Annotated in this window: 18 protein-coding genes; 6 read left to right on the top strand and 12 right to left on the bottom strand. The window is 69.2% G+C overall.

Annotated features, from left to right (window positions below):
- Positions 1-6: 6 nt before the first annotated feature.
- On the bottom strand, positions 7-1,356 hold the full coding sequence (locus tag WG901_RS12095) for a sugar MFS transporter (protein ID WP_339587321.1): 1,350 nt from the start codon (positions 1,354-1,356) through the stop codon (positions 7-9).
- Positions 1,357-1,490: 134 nt separating this feature from the next.
- Here WG901_RS12095 and WG901_RS12090 point away from each other — a divergent pair, with 134 nt between their 5' ends.
- The 6 genes from WG901_RS12090 to WG901_RS12065 all read left to right on the top strand — a co-directional run bounded on the left by WG901_RS12090 (position 1,491) and on the right by WG901_RS12065 (position 9,462).
- Positions 1,491-2,639 carry an aldose epimerase family protein gene (locus WG901_RS12090; protein WP_339587320.1) on the top strand — a complete coding sequence of 383 codons (1,149 nt, stop codon included), beginning with the start codon at positions 1,491-1,493 and terminating at the stop codon, positions 2,637-2,639.
- A 10-nt stretch (positions 2,640-2,649) separates the two neighbouring features.
- Positions 2,650-4,446, top strand: coding sequence for an IlvD/Edd family dehydratase (locus tag WG901_RS12085; protein WP_339587319.1), 1,797 nt, complete (start codon positions 2,650-2,652; stop codon positions 4,444-4,446).
- Between the two features lie 33 nt (positions 4,447-4,479).
- Entirely contained in the window at positions 4,480-5,334 is an 855-nt protein-coding gene (locus tag WG901_RS12080; RefSeq protein ID WP_339587318.1) for an SMP-30/gluconolactonase/LRE family protein, read from the top strand.
- Positions 5,335-5,415: 81 nt separating this feature from the next.
- The gene (locus WG901_RS12075) at positions 5,416-7,683 is read left to right on the top strand and encodes an NADP-dependent malic enzyme (protein ID WP_339587317.1); all 2,268 of its coding nucleotides are present in this window, start codon (positions 5,416-5,418) and stop codon (positions 7,681-7,683) included.
- Positions 7,680-8,834: a sensor histidine kinase gene (locus WG901_RS12070; RefSeq protein ID WP_339587316.1), complete on the top strand. Its 1,155-nt coding sequence runs from the start codon at positions 7,680-7,682 to the stop codon at positions 8,832-8,834. Before WG901_RS12075 ends, WG901_RS12070 begins: the two co-directional genes overlap by 4 nt.
- Positions 8,827-9,462: a response regulator transcription factor gene (locus WG901_RS12065; RefSeq protein WP_339587315.1), complete on the top strand. Its 636-nt coding sequence runs from the start codon at positions 8,827-8,829 to the stop codon at positions 9,460-9,462. The genes WG901_RS12070 and WG901_RS12065 overlap by 8 nt, the downstream gene beginning before the upstream one ends.
- Here WG901_RS12065 and WG901_RS12060 read toward each other — a convergent pair.
- From WG901_RS12060 to ccoO, 11 genes are all read right to left on the bottom strand, one after another.
- Positions 9,455-9,808 (bottom strand): hypothetical protein, encoded by a 354-nt coding sequence (locus WG901_RS12060; protein ID WP_339587314.1) that lies wholly within the window; start codon positions 9,806-9,808, stop codon positions 9,455-9,457. The genes WG901_RS12065 and WG901_RS12060 overlap by 8 nt on opposite strands.
- Positions 9,809-9,810: 2 nt before the next feature.
- The gene (locus tag WG901_RS12055; RefSeq protein ID WP_417603060.1) at positions 9,811-10,497 is read right to left on the bottom strand and encodes a Crp/Fnr family transcriptional regulator; all 687 of its coding nucleotides are present in this window, start codon (positions 10,495-10,497) and stop codon (positions 9,811-9,813) included.
- 90 nt (positions 10,498-10,587) lie between these two features.
- Complete coding sequence (gene hemN / locus WG901_RS12050) at positions 10,588-11,901, bottom strand: oxygen-independent coproporphyrinogen III oxidase (RefSeq protein WP_339587312.1); 1,314 nt, start codon at positions 11,899-11,901, stop codon at positions 10,588-10,590.
- Between the two features lie 44 nt (positions 11,902-11,945).
- Positions 11,946-12,182, bottom strand: a complete 237-nt coding sequence (locus tag WG901_RS12045) for a hypothetical protein (RefSeq protein ID WP_339587311.1) — start codon at positions 12,180-12,182, stop codon at positions 11,946-11,948.
- On the bottom strand, positions 12,179-12,331 hold the full coding sequence (gene ccoS, locus WG901_RS12040; protein WP_339587310.1) for a cbb3-type cytochrome oxidase assembly protein CcoS: 153 nt from the start codon (positions 12,329-12,331) through the stop codon (positions 12,179-12,181). Before ccoS ends, WG901_RS12045 begins: the two co-directional genes overlap by 4 nt.
- Entirely contained in the window at positions 12,328-14,448 is a 2,121-nt protein-coding gene (locus WG901_RS12035) for a heavy metal translocating P-type ATPase (RefSeq protein ID WP_339587309.1), read from the bottom strand. Before WG901_RS12035 ends, ccoS begins: the two co-directional genes overlap by 4 nt.
- Positions 14,445-14,972, bottom strand: coding sequence for a FixH family protein (locus WG901_RS12030; RefSeq protein WP_339587308.1), 528 nt, complete (start codon positions 14,970-14,972; stop codon positions 14,445-14,447). Before WG901_RS12030 ends, WG901_RS12035 begins: the two co-directional genes overlap by 4 nt.
- Positions 14,969-16,408 (bottom strand): cytochrome c oxidase accessory protein CcoG, encoded by a 1,440-nt coding sequence (ccoG, locus tag WG901_RS12025; protein ID WP_339587307.1) that lies wholly within the window; start codon positions 16,406-16,408, stop codon positions 14,969-14,971. Before ccoG ends, WG901_RS12030 begins: the two co-directional genes overlap by 4 nt.
- Positions 16,389-17,285 (bottom strand): cytochrome-c oxidase, cbb3-type subunit III, encoded by an 897-nt coding sequence (gene ccoP, locus WG901_RS12020; protein WP_339587306.1) that lies wholly within the window; start codon positions 17,283-17,285, stop codon positions 16,389-16,391. The genes ccoG and ccoP overlap by 20 nt, the downstream gene beginning before the upstream one ends.
- Entirely contained in the window at positions 17,275-17,448 is a 174-nt protein-coding gene (locus WG901_RS12015; RefSeq protein ID WP_339587305.1) for a cbb3-type cytochrome c oxidase subunit 3, read from the bottom strand. Before WG901_RS12015 ends, ccoP begins: the two co-directional genes overlap by 11 nt.
- Complete coding sequence (ccoO, locus tag WG901_RS12010) at positions 17,445-18,194, bottom strand: cytochrome-c oxidase, cbb3-type subunit II (RefSeq protein ID WP_339587304.1); 750 nt, start codon at positions 18,192-18,194, stop codon at positions 17,445-17,447. The genes WG901_RS12015 and ccoO overlap by 4 nt, the downstream gene beginning before the upstream one ends.

Below are 18,194 nucleotides of genomic sequence, written 5' to 3'. Positions count from 1 at the left end.
AGCGCCTCAGGCCACCGGGGCTTCGACCTCCACGTCGACCAGCGCGGCGGTCGGGCGCGAGCCCCACAGCGCGTAGAACACGATGTAGAGCTCGCAGGCGGCGGTCAGCAGGAACGAGGTCTGCAGCCCGACGCGGTCGGCGATATAACCCTGGACCACGACGAGCGCGCCGCCGGCGATGGCCATGACCAGCAGGCCCGAGGCTTCCTCGGTCAGCGGACCCAGGCCCTTGATTCCCAATGTGAAGATCGTCGGGAACATGATCGAATGGAACAGGCCGACAAGGATCAGCGACCACATCGCCACCGGGCCCTGCGCGAAGACCGTGACGATCATCACCACGAAGGCGCCGACCGAGAACAGCGCGAGCACCTTGGCCGCGTCGAAGCGCTGCATGATCGCCGCGCCGGCGAAGCGGCCGACCATCATTCCGCCCCACAGCAGCGACAGGTACTTGCCGGCCTGCTCGTGCGTCAGGTTGGCGATGTCGGGCTGGCTGACGAAGTTGATGAACAGGTTGGCGACACCGATCTCGGCGATCAGGTAGATGAAGATCGCCGGCACGCCGAGCACGAGGTTGCGGTGCTGCCAGAGCGGGTGATTCCAGAAACGCTGCCAGGCGCCTTGCCCCGCAGCGTCGTGCAAAGCCTCCCGACGCGCTCCGGTCGAGACCATGGCGGGCAGCGGGAATTTCGCGATCACCACGGCGAGGATCAGCAGGACCGCGGCGACCAGGCCATAGGGCAGGATCACCGACTGCGCGTCCGCGAGACGCTCGGCCTCGGTCAGGACGACGCCGGCCTCGGCCGTGCCGCCCTTGCTGCGCCCCAGGATCAGATAGGCGCCGAACATGGGCGCCAGCATGGTGCCCGCCGAGTTGAGCGCCTGGACCAGATTGAGCCGCGACGAAGCCGTCTCCGGCTTGCCGACCACCGCGACATAGGGATTGGCCGCGACCTGAAGCAGGGTGATGCCGCAAGCGATCACGAACAGCATGGTCAGAGTCACACCGTAAGACGGCAGACTGGCCGCAAGCATCATGCCCAGCGCGCCCGCGGCCATGATCAGCAGGCCGACGACCAGCGCCTTCTGATAGCCGATGCGTTCGATCAGCTTGGCCGAGGGAATCGACGCCACGAAATAGGCGATGAACCACACGGATTCGATCAGGGTTGTCTGCGTATAATTGAGCTCGAACACGCTGCGCAGGTGCGGCAGCAGCGTGTTGTTGATGACCGTGATGAAGCCCCACATGAAGAACAGACTGGCAAGCAGCGTCAGCGCCGGACCATAGCGAACCGCGCCATCCTGCGGGTTCGTCAAAGGAGTGGCGCTCGAAGGGACCGCGGGGGGCATATCGTTCCTCTCAGATCACGAAGCCGAAGCACCGAGCGGCAAAGCGGCTTGCACATTTTCTATTTGTCGGACTATATAGATTGCAACGCTGCGTCAATGGAGCAGCGAATGCCATAGATATGGGAGCGTCGGGAATGCGGAAACTGGGCAAGAGACTGGCTACGTCGGCGGTTCTCGCCTTGGCTGCCACGCTCGCGGGTACGGCGCTCGCCGCCGACGCGACCCAGGCTTCGGCCGGCACTCTGGCCGATGGCACGCCGATCACCGCGATCACGCTCAAGGCCGGCAACGGCATCTCGGCCGTGATCCTGAGCTACGGCGCAACCCTGCAGAAGCTGTTCGCGCCCGATCGCACGGGCAAGGTCGCCGACGTCGTGCTCGGTTACGATGATATCGCGTCCTATGTCGATCACCCCAACTATTTCGGCGTCACCGTCGGACGCTATGCCAATCGCATCGCCGACGGCAAGTTCGCGCTCAACGGCAAGACCTACCAGCTGCCGCAGAACGACGGCGGCAACAGCCTCCACGGCGGCGGCAAGGGCTTCGACAAGGCGGCCTGGCAAGTGGTCTCGGTCAAGTCGGGCCCGACCGCCAGCGTCGTGCTCCGCCATGTCAGCCCCGACGGCGATTCGGGCTATCCGGGCAAGCTGACCGCCACCGTCACCTATACGCTCGACGAAGCCGGCAACCTGGGCATCCTGTTCGAGGCGGCCACCGACAAGCCGACGGTGGTCAACATGACCAACCACGCGATCTTCGACATGGGCGGCGAAGGCTCGGCCGAAGGCGCTACCGGCCATCGCCTGACCATCCCCGCCGCGCGCTTCACGCCGGTCAACGCCAAGCTGATCCCCACGGGCGAGCTCAAGCCCGTTGCCGGCACCGTGTTCGATTTCCGCGCCCCCCGCCGCGTCGCCGATGGCCAACGCGACGGCACCGATCCGCAGATCGTCTTCGGCCGCGGCTACGACCACAATTTCGCGCTCGACAAAGGCCTGACGGCCAAGCCCGAACTGGCCGCGCGGCTCGAGGATCCGGCTTCGGGCCGCGTGCTCGAGGTGCTGACCACCGAGCCCGGCGTCCAGTTCTATGCGGGCAACTTCCTCGACGGAACGCTGATCGGCAAGCACGGCCACGTTTACCGCATGGGCGACGGCATCGCGCTCGAGCCGCAGAAATTCCCCGATGCGCCCAACCAGGCCGCCTTCACCTCTCCGCGCGTCGATCCCGGCAAGCCCTACCGGCACGCCATGATCTACCGCCTGTCCACTTCACGCTGATCGAGACCCCATGACCGACCAAGCCAAGCCCAAGCTGCGTTCGCGCGCCTGGTTCGACAATCCCGACAACATCGACATGACCTCGCTCTATCTCGAGCGGTACCTCAACTTCGGCCTGAGCCTGGAGGAGCTGCGCTCGGGCAAGCCGATCATCGGCATCGCCCAGACCGGCAGCGACCTGTCGCCCTGCAACCGCCACCACATCGTCCTGGCCGAGCGCATCCGCGAAGGCATCCGCGAGGCCGGCGGCATCGCGCTCGAATTTCCGGTCCATCCGATCCAGGAAACCGGCAAGCGGCCCACGGCCGGTCTCGATCGCAACCTGGCCTATCTCGGCCTCGTCGAGGCGATCTACGGCTATCCGCTCGACGGCGTGGTGCTGACCACGGGCTGCGACAAGACCACCCCGGCGCTGCTGATGGCCGCGGCGACGGTCAACCTGCCGGCGATCGCGCTGTCGGTCGGCCCCATGCTCAACGGCTGGCACAAGGGCGAGCGCACGGGTTCGGGCACGATCGTCTGGAAGGGCCGCGAGATGCTGGCCAAGGGCGAGCTCGACAACGACGGCTTCATCAAGCTCGTCGCTTCCTCCGCCCCCTCGACCGGCTATTGCAACACGATGGGCACCGCGACGACGATGAACTCGCTCGCCGAAGCGCTGGGCATGATGCTGCCCGGCTCGGCCGCGATCCCCGCGCCCTACCGCGACCGCCAGGAATGCGCCTATCACACCGGCAAGCGCATCGTCGCCATGGTGGAAGAGGACCTCAAGCCTTCGGACATCCTGACGCTCGACGCGTTCCACAACGCGATCGTCGTCAATTCGGCGATCGGCGGCTCGACCAATGCGCCGATCCACCTGGCCGCGATCGCGCGCCACATCGGCGTCGACCTGCCGCTGACCGACTGGGAGCGCGTGGGCCACAAGGTGCCGCTGCTGGTGAACCTCCAGCCGGCAGGCGAATACCTGGGCGAGGACTACTATCACGCCGGCGGCGTGCCCGCCGTGGTGGCGCAGCTCATGGGCCAGGGCCTGATCCGCGAGAACGCGCTGACGGTCAACGGCCGCACCATGGGCGACAACTGCCGCGACGCGACGATCGAGGACGAGAAGGTCATCCGCCCGTTCGACCAGCCGCTCAAGACCGACGCCGGCTTCCTCGTGCTGTCGGGCAACCTGTTCGACGCGGCGGTGATGAAGACCAGCGTCATCAGCGCCGAGTTCCGCCAGCGCTACCTGTCGAACCCCGCCGATCCCGAAGCCTTCGAAGGCCCCGCGATCGTGTTCGACGGGCCCGAGGACTATCACCACCGCATCGACGATCCCGCGCTGGGCATCACCTCGCAGACCTTGATGTTCATGCGCGGCGCCGGCCCGATCGGCTATCCGGGCGCGGCCGAGGTCGTGAACATGCGGCCGCCGGCTTACCTGATCACCGAAGGCGTCAGCGCCCTGCCCTGCATCGGCGACGGTCGCCAGTCGGGCACCAGCGGCAGCCCTTCGATCCTCAACGCCTCGCCCGAAGCCGCAGCGATGGGCGGCCTCGCGCTGCTGCGCACCGGCGACCGCGTGCGCATGGATCTCGGCAAGGGCCGGGTGGACGTGCTTATCCCCGACGAGGAACTGGCCGAGCGGCGCGCAGCCCTGGTCGCAAAGGGCGGCTATCCCTACCCGGCATCGCAGACGCCATGGCAGGAGATCCAGCGCAGTGTCGTCGGCCAGCTCGACACCGGCGCGATTCTCGAGGGTGCGGAAAAGTACCAGCGGATCGCGCAGACGCAGGGCCTGCCTCGCGACAACCACTAAGCGGCGCTTAGCGGCACTAAGGGGGACACGGCGATGGCACAGTGGCGGATGATCGAGCGCGAGGTGCGCGACACGCTGGGCGAAGGCACGGCCTGGTCGGCACGCGAACAGGCGCTGTACTGGGTCGACATCCTCGATCCGGCGCTCAACCGCCTGTCGCTCGTTGACGGTGCAATCGCGCGCTGGGCCATGCCCGAGCCGCTCGGCTGGGTGGTCGAGCGCACGCGTGGCGGCATGATCGGCGGCTTCCAGAGCGGCTTCGCCGAAATCGATGTCGAACCCCTGGCGATCTGGCCGCTCGGCGATCCCGAACCGCATTTCCCGGGCAACCGCATGAACGACGGCAAGGCCGACCGTCACGGCGCCATCTGGTGCGGCACGATGGAAATGGCCGAGGAGAACCCCCGGGGCTCGCTCTACCGGCTCGATCCCGACGGCAGCTGGGCGCCGATGGACACCGGCTACATGGTGCCAAACGGCCCGGCCTTTTCGGCCTGCGGACGCTGGCTCTATCATTCGGACACCGGCCTGCGGACGATCTACCGCTTCGCGCTGACCGAGACCGGCCTCGCCGATCGCCAGGTCTTCGCGCGCTTCGAGGAGGCCGATGGCTATCCTGACGGCATGACCGTCGACGCCGAGGGTTTCCTCTGGGTCGCGCACTGGGATGGTGGCCGGGTCAGCCGCTTCGACGAGCAGGGCAGGGTCGAACGATCGATCGCCCTGCCCGCCCGCCGCACAACCAACATCGCCTTCGCCGGGCCGAACCTCGACCGCATGTTCGTGACCTCGGCCGCCATCGGCCTCGAACCGTCCGCCTACGACGGCGCGCTGTTCGAAGTGGACGCGGGCGTGCAAGGCCTTCCGACCCACACCTACGCCGGCTAGCGCCAAGCCCGATCGGCACCGGCCTCGGCCTAGACCCCATCGGCATTGCAAATGGGCCGCGAAGGCCCGACAGGGCTTCCCATGGACGATACGCTACGCCGCGCGGCACTCGACTATCATCGCTATCCCCAGCCCGGGAAGATGCGGATCGAGCCGACCAAACGCATGGTCAACCAGCGCGACCTCGCGCTCGCCTATTCGCCGGGTGTCGCCGCACCCTGCGAAGAGATCGCCGCCGATCCCGACAAGGCCTTCGAATATACCGCGCGCGGCAATCTGGTCGCGGTAATCTCGAACGGCACGGCCGTGCTCGGCCTTGGCGCGATCGGGGCGCTGGCCTCGAAGCCGGTGATGGAAGGCAAGGCCGTCCTCTTCAAGAAATTCGCCGACATCGACGTGTTCGACATCGAGGTCGACACGACCGATCCCGACAAGTTCGTCGAGGCGGTGGCGCTGCTCGAACCGACCTTCGGCGGCATCAACCTGGAAGACATCAAGGCGCCCGAGTGCTTCGCGATCGAGGCGGCGCTCAAGGCGCGGATGAACATTCCGGTCTTCCACGACGACCAGCACGGTACCGCGATCGTCGTCGCCGCGGCGGTGCGCAACGCGCTGGTGCTCCAGGGCAAGACCCTCGCCGAGGCCCGGCTGGTGACTTCGGGCGCCGGCGCGGCGGCACTGGCCTGCGTCGACCTGCTCGTCTCGATGGGGCTCCCGGCCGAGAACGTGACCCTGACCGACAAGGACGGCGTCGTCCACGCCGGCCGCGAAGGCATGGGCGAGAACATGGCGCGCTATGCCCGCCATACCGACGCGCGCAGCCTGCCCGAGGTCCTGCCCGGCGCCAACGTGTTCCTCGGCCTCTCGGCGCCCGGCGTGCTCAAGCCCGAGTGGCTGCCGCTGCTGGCCGAACGTCCGCTGATCTTCGCCCTGGCCAATCCCGAGCCCGAAATCCGGCCCGAAGTCGCGCGCGCCGCCCGGCCCGACGCGATCGTCGCCACCGGGCGTTCGGACTATCCGAACCAGGTCAACAACGTCCTGTGCTTTCCCTATATCTTCCGCGGTGCGCTCGATGTCGGCGCGACGACGATCAACGAGGCGATGAAGGTCGCCGCAGCCGAGGCCATCGCCTCGCTGGCACGTTTGCCCGCGCATGAAAGCGTCGCCCAGGCCTATGGCGGCCAGAAGCTGACCTTCGGTCCGGACTATATCATCCCGACGCCGTTCGATCCGCGCCTGATCGCCGAGATCGCGCCCGCCGTCGCTCAGGCGGCGATGGACAGCGGCGTCGCGCGGCGCACGCTCGATATCGACGCCTATCGCCAGTCGCTGAGCCGCCAGAACACCCGTTCGGCGCAGCTGATGATGCCCGTGTTCGAAGCGGCACGCCACAGCCAGACGCGTGTGGTCTATGGCGAGGGCGAGGACGAGCGCGTGCTGCGCGCGATCCAGGACGGGCTCGACGAAGGCATCGTCCGCCCGGTGATCGTCGCGCGACGCCGGATCCTCGAACACCGCCTGCCGAGCCTCGGCCTGCGCTTCGAGCTCGACCGCGATGTCGAGGTGATCGATCCCGAGACCGATCATGAGGTGATCGCCCCGCTGGTCGAGGCCTATCGCCAGGTCGCGGCGCGCAAGGGCGTGCCTTCGGCGGAGATCATCCGCCACGTCTATCGCCGCCCGACCGTGACTGCGGCCATGCTGCTGCGCACGGGCCATGTCGACGCGGCGCTGGTCGGCGGCAATTCGGAATACTGGGGCCAGATCGAATATGTCCTGCGCATCATCGATCGCGCGCCCGACAAGAGCCGCGTCTATGCGCTGTCGGGGCTGATCCTCGAGCAGGGCGCGCTGTTCATCACCGACACGCACATGGTGCCCGAACCGACGCCCGCGCAGGTGGCAGAGATGGCGATCCTGGCCGCCGCGGAAGTCCGCCAGTTCGGCCTAGAACCGCGCGTCGCGCTGCTCTCGCACTCGAACTTCGGCGCTTCGCACAGCCCCAGCGCGCGCAAGATGCGGACTGCGCTCGGCCTGATCCGCGAGGCCGCACCCGACCTGCTCGTCGACGGCGAGATGCACGCCGATGCCGCGCTGTCGCAGCCCGTGCGCGAGCGGCTGGTGCCCGACAGCGCCTTCGAGGGCGCCGCCAACGTGCTGGTCATGCCCAATCTCGATGCCGCCAACATCACGCTGACCGCGCTCTCGGCCTCGTCGAGTTCGCCCACGGTCGGACCGATGCTGATGGGCCTGTCGAAGCCGATCCATGTGCTCACACCCAACGTCACCGCGCGCGGCATCCTCAACCTGACGACGATCGCCGCAGCGGAGGTCGCCCAGCGGCGATGACCGATCGCTCGCCCGAAGTTCCTGGAAATTCGGGCGCGGTGGTGCTGGCGCGCGACGCCTATCTGCGCTCGCTGCTCGAGACCGTGCCCGATGCGATGATCGTCATCGACGCGCGCGGCACGATCCTCTCGTTCAGCGCCGCCGCCGAGCGGATGTTCGGTTTCCGCGAGGACGAAGTGCTCGGTGAGAACGTCTCGATGCTGATGCCCTCGCCCGACCGCGAGCGGCACGACGGTTATATCGGCCACTATCTCGGCACGGGCGAGCGCAAGATCATCGGTGTCGGCCGCGTCACCACCGCGCGTCACCGCGACGGCGGCACGTTTCCGATCGACCTTCACGTCGGCGAGGCCAGGATCGACGACGAGCGCGTGTTCACCGGCTTCATCCGCGACCTGACCGAGCGCCAGGAGACCGAGCTGAAGCTCCACAACCTGCAGTCCGAACTGGCCCACGTCTCGCGCGTGACCGCGATGGGCACGCTGGCCACTTCGATCGCGCACGAGCTCAACCAGCCGCTGACCGCGATCGCCAACTACGTCGAGGCCGCGCGCGACCTGCTCGTCGCGCCCGATGCCGCGACCCTGGAGATAGTCCGCGAGGCGCTCGACGAATGCGCGACGCAGTCGGTCCGCGCGGGCCAGATCGTCCGCCGGCTGCGCGATTTCATCGCGCGCGGGGAGAGCGAGCGTCGTGTGGAGAGCCTGGCGCGCGTGGTCAACGAGGCGATTGCCTTGGCACTGGTCGCCGCGGGTGAGCGCGCGGTCGAGGTCGAACTCGCGCTCGATTCCGCTGCCGACAAGGTCCTGATCGATCGCATCCAGATCCAGCAGGTGATCCTCAACCTCGTGCGCAACGCGCTCGAAGCCATGACCGCAAGCCCCGTGCGGCAATTGCGGATATCGTCGCGGCCCGAGGCGGGCTTCGTCGCGGTGACGGTCGAGGATAGCGGCCCCGGCCTCGCCGAAGACGTCGCCACGCAGCTGTTCCAGCCCTTCGTCAGCACCAAGACCGCGGGCATGGGGCTGGGCCTGTCGATCTGCCACACGATCGTCAACGGCCACGGCGGCCGCATCTGGGCCGGAGCCTCGGTGCTCGGCGGCACCGCCTTCCATTTCACCCTCATCGATGCCGGAGACAACGATGGCTGACGAGACCGGCCGCTTGGTCCACCTGGTTGACGACGACGAGGCCATCCGTCGCTCGGCCAGCTTCATGCTGCGCACTTCGGGCTTCGTGGTGAAGACCTATGCCTCGGGAGTCGAGCTACTGGACGCAGCCAAGGACCTGCCCGCGGGCTGCGTGCTGCTCGACGTGCGCATGCCCGAGATCGGCGGGCTCGAGGTCCAGCAGGCGCTGCGCGCGCGCGGCGTGCATCTGCCGGTGATCGTCATGACGGGGCATGGCGACGTCACCGTCGCGGTCCAGGCGATGAAGGCGGGCGCGGTCGATTTCATCGAGAAGCCGTTTGAGAAGGCGGTGATGCTCGCGGCGCTGGAGGAAGGCTTCGCACGGCTCGAGCGCAGCGGCAGAGTCGCGGTGCGCGCCGAAGAGGCCCAGGCCCGGCTCGAAGTGCTGACCACGCGCGAACGCGAGGTGCTCGAAGGCCTGGTTCGCGGCCATCCGAACAAGACGATCGCCTACGACCTCGAGATCAGCCCGCGCACGGTCGAGATCCACCGTGCCAACGTCATGACCAAGCTCGGCGTGCACAGCCTGTCCGAAGCGTTGCGCGTGGCGTTCGCGGCGGGGCTTGGCGAGCCCGATCCGGCTAGTTGAGCTGTTCCAGCCGGGCGACGCGGAACGGTAGCGCGGTGCCGTCGGGCTCGGCCAGGACCACTTCGCCGCCGCTGCGGAAGGCCGGAATTACGGGCTGGCGTACGGGTTCGCTGCGGCCATAGACGAAGGCCCAGCCGCCGGCCGCGGGGATCACATGGCCCGAGAGGTCGGCCTGGCTCGGCCAGAAGCGCCGCACCGTCGCGCGGTGCGGCAGGCGCGACAGGGCGGCCGAGTCGATCGCGCCGCAAGGGTCGAGCGGCAGCCGCAGCAGATAGACGCGACTGGCCGAACCGCGCGGGAAGTCGCGGGTTTCGGCCAGTTCCAGGCGTATTCTCTGCCAGGTCATGCTCAACCGGCGCAGGCTTCGAGCGCGTCACGATCGAGCACGACGATCGAGCGGCGATCGGGAGTTTCGATCACACCGTCCTCGCGCAGGCGGGTAATCTGGCGGCTGACGGTCTCGATCGTCAGGCCGAGCAGGTCGCCGATCTCCTGGCGCCCGAAGGGCAGCGCGAAGCGCAGGGGCGCAGCGTCGTTATCGTTGTCCGCCAGGCGGTCGGCCATCTCGAGCAGGAAGGCCGAGACGCGCTCGGTCGCGCTCTTGCGGCCGAGCAGCACCATCCACTGGCGCGTGCGGTCGAGCTCGGTCAAGGTGCGCTGGAGCAGGCCGTGTTCGAGATCGGGGTGGTCGCGCGCGAAATCGTCAAAAGCAGCGCGCGGGAAGGTGCATATCTTCGCGTCCGTTAGCGCGACGATCGAGTGATCGGTGACCTTGCCGAAAGGCCGCCCGATGAAGTCGCTGGCGAACATGATGCCCAGAGTCTGGTCGCGGCCGTCGGTGCTGGTCGAACTGAGCTTGAGCACGCCGTCGATGACGTTGCCGACGAGCAAGGAATCGTCGCCCTGCCACTGAAGCGTCTGACCGCGCTCGATAGTCTGGCGGCGGCCGATGCGATTGAGCGCATCGAGATCGGTGTCGCAGAGCGATTGGCAGATGGCGCGTTCGCGCACGCCGCAGTCGGCACAGGTGCTCATCGGTTTCGTCAGCCCCTCGGTGGTATTGCTCATGTCCAGGCTATCGCGCAACGGTGGCTCCGCCCGAAATACGTAATGGTCCTGAGGCGATCAGACGGCCGAGCTGAAGCGGCGCGCCGCCTGCCGTCGATAGGGATCGAACAGCGCGGCGATCGTGCGCGCATAGGGCAGCCCGCCGGGCAAGATGACGAGGTCTTCGCCCGCCAGATCGGCGAGCCCGGCATCGACGAAGCGATCGAGATCGCCGCCGACCTCGTGCCGCAATTGCGCATCGAGCCGTGCGCGGCCCTGGCAGAGCAGGCCCGCGATCACCGTGCCGCGGCGGCGGTCGTCGTCCGAGCGGCGCAGGCCACGCTCGACGGGCAGGCGATCCTGCGAAAGCAGCATGCGATAGCGCCCGGCGTTCTTCTCGTTCTGGACGAGCAGGCCGGGGAACGAACTGATCGCCGAAGCACCGAGGCCGATCAGCACCGGTGTCCGGTCGTCGGTGAAGCCCTGGAAGTTGCGCCGCAGCTTCCCGGCCCGCGCCGCCGCGGCCAGGGGATCGCCGGGCCGCGCGAAGTGATCGAAGCCGACCGCTTCGTAGCCGGCCGCGATCAGCCAGTCGTGGCCGAAGGCGGCCATGGCGAAGCGTTCGGCCTGGCCGGGCAAGGCCGCGGCATCGATCTTCTGCTGGCGCGGGATCAGGTGCGGGACGTGGGCATAGCCGAACAGCGCGACGCGATCGGCGCCGAGCATGTGGGTCAGCGCCAGGCTGGCCTTGAGCACGTCCCGGTCCTGGCCCGGCAGGCCGTACATCAGATCGTAGTTGAGCGAGGTCACGCCAGCCTCGCGCAGCAGGGCCGTGCAGCGCTCAATCAGGTGCGTGGGCTGGACCCGGCCGATCGCCGCCTGCGCGGCCGCGTCGAAGGTCTGGACGCCGAGGCTCGCGCGCGTGACGCCGACGCGGCCGAGCACCCGAGTCCATTCGCGATCCAAGGTGCGCGGGTCGAGCTCGATCGAGATCTCGGGCCGGTCGAGCGGGAAGGCCTGGGTCAGGGCGAGCATCAGCCGGACGAAGTCGGTCGGCTGGATCGCATTGGGGCTGCCGCCGCCGAAGGCGATGCGGCGAACGCGCGCGCTTGCGGGGAGCCGGCTGCCGACGAGCGCGATCTCTCGGTGCAGCGCGTCGAGATAGGAGGCCAGCCGCTGGCGCTTGTTGGCGCGGCCGGTGTTGCAGCCGCAATACCAGCAGATCGCCTCGCAGAACGGGATGTGCAGATAGAGCGACACCTCGCCGCCGGCGGTGGCGAGCGCGGCCTCGAGATCGGTCTCGTCGACGGCGGTGCCGAACTCGGCCGCAGTGGGGAAGCTCGTGTAGCGCGGCACCGGGGTGCTCAGCAGGTCGGGGTGATAAGGCCACATGCCGGGTTTCTGGCGCGGTTGCGGCAAGGGGTCATTGCGGCAGGTCAAGGATCGGGAGCGAGCACGCCCACCCCGCGCTTGCGGCTATGGCAGCCCTTGGCGCAGCAGGTCGGGCTCTGCTCCCGCGGCGAGTCCGGGCGCAGCGGCAGCGTGATCGCCCGCATACCGCCCGCGCAGTTCGCCACGGCCAGCGACACCCCCGCAGGGGCCGAGGCGTTCACCGCCGCGGGAACCAGCGCCAGCAGGCCGAACAGCGCCGTCCGTCCTCGGGCGCGCTTCACGGCTGCTCGCCCTCGTCGTCGATAAGGATGCGGTTGGCCGCGCCTTCGAGATCGTCGAACTGGCCGCTGCGCAACGCCCAGAAGAAGGTGGCGAGGCTGCACAGGCCGAGGAACAGCGCGATCGGGATCAGCGTGGCGAGACTGGTCATTTCGCGGCCCTCACCAGGCGCAGCGAACTGGCGATCACCAGGATCGAGCTCGCCGCCATCGACACGGCCGCGATCAGCGGCGTGACATAGCCGAACAGCGCCAGGGGCACCGCCAGCACGTTGTAACCGACCGCGAGGACGAAGTTCTGGCGAACCACGGCCAGGGTCGCGCGCGCGGCGCGGACGGCGCGCGGCAGCGCGATCAGCGAATCGCCGAGGAAGACCACGTCGGCCGCCTGGCGCCCGACGTCGCTGGCGCTGCCCGGCGCGATCGACGCGTCGGCGGCGGCGAGCGCGGGGCCGTCGTTGAGCCCGTCGCCAACCATCAGGACGCCATGGCCGGCGTTCTGCAAGCGGGCGATCGCATCGGTCTTGTCGCGCGGGCTGGCGCTGGCCTGGCCGGTGAGTCCGGTCTGGCGCGCGACTTGCGCGACCGCGCCGGCATTGTCGCCCGAGAGGATCGAGCTCTGAATGCCGAGCTGCTTGAGCGCCGCCAGCGCCTCGTGGCAATCGGGACGCAGCGCGTCGGTAAAGCCGATCAACCGCGCGGGCCATTCGACGATGTGCAGCGCGACCGCGATCCGCCCCGCGCCCTCGGGCCGGCGCAGCGCCACCGGCGTACCGTTCCACAGGCCACGCAGGCCATAGCCGGGCACTTCGCGCACCTCTTCGAGCACGGCCGGGTGATAGCCCAGGGCGGTCAGCCCCTCGGCCAGCGCGCGCGACAGCGGGTGGCGGCTGTGCGAGGCCAGGGCCAGCGCAACCGCGGCCTCGTCGGCCGAGAGCGGCGCCAGCGCCGCCGGATCGGGCACGGGGCGCCCCAGAGTCAGCGATCCGGTCTTGTCGATCAGCGCGCGGTCGATTCGCGCCAGCCGTTCGAGCGCCGAGCCGTCCTTGACCATGATCCCCCGGCGCATCAGCGCGCCGCAGGCGACGACCTGCGCCACGGGCACGGCGAGGCCGATCGCGCAGGGGCAGGTGATGATCAGCACGGCGATGGCGATCACGGTCGACTGGTAGAGCCCCGCCCCCGCGAGCATCCAGCCGGCGAACGCGGCCAGCGCCAGGCTGTGCACGGCCGGCGCATAGAGCCGCGCGGCGCGGTCGGCGATCCGCACATAGGCCGAGCGCCCCTGGCCCGCGCTTTCCATCAGCCGCGCGATCTCGGCGAGCGAGGTGTCCGGACCCGCGGCGGTGACGCGCACGTCGATCGGGGAATCCAGATTGAGCGTGCCCGCGTGTACGCCATCGCCCGCCCTAGCCGCGACGGGCGCGCTCTCGCCGGTCAGCAGCGACCGGTCGAGCGCGGTGCTGCCGGTGACGACCTCGCCATCGGCCGCCAGCCGCTCGCCCGCCGCGACGCGCATCAGCATGCCGGGCACGAGATCGCGCGCGGCGACCCAGTCGAGCCCACCCGCGGGGCTCAGCACGGTCGCGCCGGGCGCGGCCTGGCGCAGCAGGGCATCGACCCCGGCGCGCGCGCGGTCGCGCATCATCGCATCGAGCGCGCGACCCGTGAGCAGGAAGAACAGCAGCATCAAGGTGCCGTCGAACCAGGCGGCGTGACCGCCGGTCGCCGCCTCGTAGACGCTCAGCGCCGTGGCGAGCAGCACGCCGATCGCGATCGGCACGTCCATGTTGGTGCGCAGGCGGCGCAGCGCGGACCAGGCCGACCGGAAGAACGGCCAGCCGGCATAGGCCGTCGCCGGCACGCCGATCAGCGCCGAGAGCCAGTGGAACATCCAGCGCGTGCCGCCCTCGGCCCCCGACCAGACCGAGACCGACAGCAGCATGACGTTCATCGCCGCGAAGCCCGCGACCGCGAGCGGCGCGAGCAGCGGTCGGACCGCTGAGCCGCGCTCGGCCGCTTCCGTGCTGCGCGGCTGGCTGGCGAAGCCGATCGCATCGAGCGCGGCGACGAGAGCGGGCACGGCCAGCGCCGGGTGATGCGCGATCCGCACCTGCCGCGCCGAGAGATTGACGCGTGCCCTGGCGACCGCGGGCATCCGCTCGAGCCCGCGCTCGACCTTGGCCATGCAGCCCGCACAATGCATGCCGGGCACGACGAGCACCGTCTCCACGAGCGGCTCGTCGATGATCGGAACCACCGCGTTCATCGGACGTCTCCTTCGCTGCGCCAGACTGTCGCCGTGCGGTCGCGCACTTCGAGCCGGACACGCCAGCGGCCGGCGGGAAGGACCTCGTCCGAAACGAAATGCCCGGTCCGGGCGCGCGCGAAGCGCAGCGCCTGGTCACGCTGGCGGCCAAGCGGGTGGCGCGCGACGGCGCTGACCTGCGCGGCCTGCGGGCCGGTCAGGGTCAGCGCCACGCGGCCGTCGGCACGGCGCGCGAGAGCGGCCCGCCAGCCGAGCGCACGCTCGGCCGCCGCCTCGTCGAGCCAGCGATTGAAGTGCTGGCTGGCGACATAGGAATTCTCGACCACGACGCCGCCGAAGGTGGCACTGGCCTCGCGCGCCATGAACAGGTTGACCGCGATCACCACGGCGAAGAAGCCGATCATGATCGCGGCCATGTGACGGCCGGTGAATTTCGCGTCATCCCCGCGAAAGCGAGGAGGACGAAGGGGGGACTGGGGATGACGAAGGGTGCGTTGGGGATCACGGGAAAGGTTCGTGCTCATCGTTCGTCTCCCGGCGCATCGAAGCGGGTCTGGTGCGAGTCCGAGCCGCCCTCGGCGTCGAGCGCGCGGACGGTGAAGCTGAAGTCCTGCGCGGGCGTGCCCGCGGGAGCGGTGACGTAGATACGCAAAGGCGCGGCCTGGTCCGCGGCTACGGTGCGGCGCAAGGCGCGCGCGGCCTGCGAACGCGGCATGTCGTCGCTCCACATCACCGCGCCGTCCACGCCGAGCAGGCCGATCTCCAGCGCGCGCGGGCGACTCTCCATGTTGCGCAGCTTGACCGTGTAGGCGTTGCGCAAGGCGCCGTCGCTGAGCTGCATATAGGGCGGGTTGCGGTCGCGATCGGCCGAGATGTCGATGTGCCGGCGCGTGCCGAGAGCAAACAGAAGCCCCGCGCCGATCGCGCACCAGACGCCGAAGTAGACCAGTACGCGCGGGCGCAGGATCGCCCTGAGCGGCTGCTGGCGCGGCGCGCCGGCCTGCTCGGCCTCGGCGCCCTGCAGGGTGACGTAGTCGATCAGCCGCGGCGCGCGGCCGATCTGCGCCATGACCGCGTCGCAGGCGTCGATGCACAGCGCGCAGGTGATGCAGCCGACCTGCGCGCCCTCGCGGATGTCGATGCCCGTGGGGCAGACCGCGACGCACTGGTGACAGTCGATGCAGTCGCCGATCCTGGCGCCGCCGTGCTGCTTGACCGAGCCGCGCGGTTCGCCGCGCCAGTCCTTGTAGGTCACGGTCAGCGAATTCTCGTCGAGCATCGCGGTCTGGATGCGCGGCCATGGGCACATGTAGATGCAGACCTGCTCGCGCAGCACGCCGCCGAGCACGAAGGTCGTCGCGGTGAGGATGCCGACCGTGGCATAGGCGACGGGGGCGGCCTCACCGCTCCAGAAGGCGCGGACGAGCGTGGGTGCGTCGGCGAAGTAGAGGATCCAGGCGCCGCCGGTCCAGAAGCTGACGACGAGGTAGACCGCCCACTTGAGCCCGCGCTTGGCCGATTTCTCGGCGGTCCAGGGCGCGTTCTGCAGGCGGAGCTGGGCGTTGCGGTCGCCGTCGATCAGCCGGTCGACATGCTGGAACAGGTCGGTCCAGACGGTCTGCGGGCACGAATAGCCGCACCAGGCGCGGCCGACCGCCGAGGTGACGATGAACAGGCCGATGCCCGCCATGATCAGCAGGCCGGCGACGAAGTAGAACTCGTGCGGCCAGATCTCGATGCCGGCCATGTAGAAGCGGCGGTGCGCGAGATCGACGAGCACGGCCTGGTCGGGCGCATAGGGACCGCGGTCCCAGCGCAGCCACGGCGTGCCATAGTAGATCGCCAGGGTGACGCCCATCCAGCCCCACTTGATCCGACGGTAGAGCCCGTCGACGGCCTTGGGAAAGACGGCGCGGCGCTTCGCGTAGAGCGGGGGGAGTTCAGCGAGGCCCGGACGCATCGATCTCTTCCCCGCCGCCGAGCGAATGCACGTAGGCGGCGAGCATGCGGATCGTGACGGGATCGAGCCGCTGGCCCCAGGCGGGCATGACGCCGGCATGGGCATTGTGGATGCTAGCGGCGATCGCCTCGCGGCTGCCGCCGTAGAGCCAGATCCGGTCGGACAGGTTCGGCGCGCCGAACTGGCGGTCACCCTTTCCAGCCGAGCCGTGGCAGGCGGCGCAGTTGTCGGCGAAGGTCTGCGCGCCGCGGGTGGAGGCGGCGCTGGGCTTCTCCAGGCCCGAGAGCGTGCGGACGTGGCGGACCACCTCGTCGATCTGCGCCGGCGTCAGCATGCCGTCGCGCCCGAACGAGGGCATCAGGCTGACGCGCGTCTGGTCGTCGCCGGGCTGGCGGATGCCGTGGACGATCGTCTGTTCGATCTCCTTGAGATTGCCGCCCCACAGCCAGTCGTCGTCGGCGAGGTTCGGATAGAGCCCGGCCACCCCCGCGGCGCCGGCGCCGTGGCACTGGACGCAGTTGACGCGGAACGCCGCGCGCCCGCCCGCGACCGCGGCCTGCATCAGCGCGGGCTTGCCCGGCAGCTGCTCGATCGGGGTCGCGGCGATCTGCGCGAGCACTTGCGCCCGGCTCGCCTGGGCGGCCCTGGTCTCGGCGGCGAGTTCGCCGCGGCTGGTCCAGCCGAATACACCCTCGGTACCCTTGGTCAGCAGCGGCACCGCCGGATAGACCACCATGTAGCCGATCGCGAACAGGATGCAGAGGTAGAAGCTCCACAGCCACCAGCGCGGCATCGGCGTGTCGAGCTCTTCGATGCCGTCCCATTCGTGGCCGACGGTCGAAGTGCCCGTCGGCTCGTCGATGCGCTTATTCGCCATCGTTCTCGTCCTTGAAGATCAGCTGCGCGGCGGCCTCGTTGTTGGCGCTCGCGCCGGGGCGGAAGGGCCAGGCCGCGAGGCCGAGGAAGACCAGCGCCATAACCAGCAGGCCCCAGCTATCGGCGAGGTGCCGCAGCATGTCGTAGGTGGAGTGCAGGCTCACCGGCCCTTCTCCCGGGCCAGTTCCTCCTGGGCCGCGGCGGCGTTGACGTCGACCAGGGTGCCGAGCACCTGGAGATAGGCGACGAGCGCATCCATCTCGGTCAGCCGCCCCGGATCGCCGTCGAAGTCGCGCGCCTGCGCCTTGGGGTAGCGCGCGAGCAGGTCGGCGGTATCGGCTTCGGGATCGGCCTGGGCCATGAGGTCGGCGTCGGCCTTGGCGAGATCGGCCGCGCTGTAGGGCACGCCGACGCGGGCGAGCGCGAGGAGTTGCGCCGTCTGGTCGCCGGGCGCGAGATCGCGGTCGGCGAGGAAGGCATAGGGCGGCATTATGCTTTCGGGCACCACCGCGCGCGGGTCCTTGAGGTGCTGGACGTGCCACTCGTCCGAATAGCGCCCACCGACGCGCGCGAGGTCGGGCCCCGTGCGCTTCGAGCCCCACTGGAACGGATGGTCGTACATCGATTCCGCAGCGAGGCTGTAGTGGCCGTAGCGCTCGACCTCGTCGCGGAACGGCCGGATCATCTGGCTGTGACAGGCGTAGCAGCCCTCGCGCACGTAGATGTCGCGGCCCGCCTGCTCGAGCGGGGTGTAGGGCCGCACGCCCTTTACCTTCTCGATCGTGTTGTCGATCCAGAACAGCGGCGCGATCTCGACCACGCCGCCGATGGCGACGACGATGAAGGCGAAGAGCCCGAGCAGGGTGACGTTGCGTTCGAGCTTCTTGTGGTTTTCGACGATGGAGGACAT

The organism is Novosphingobium anseongense, assembly GCF_037482895.1.
GTDB lineage: Bacteria > Pseudomonadota > Alphaproteobacteria > Sphingomonadales > Sphingomonadaceae > Novosphingobium > Novosphingobium anseongense.
The sequence above is the reverse complement of the archived record's forward strand: the minus strand, read 5'-3'. Positions and strand labels throughout refer to the sequence as shown.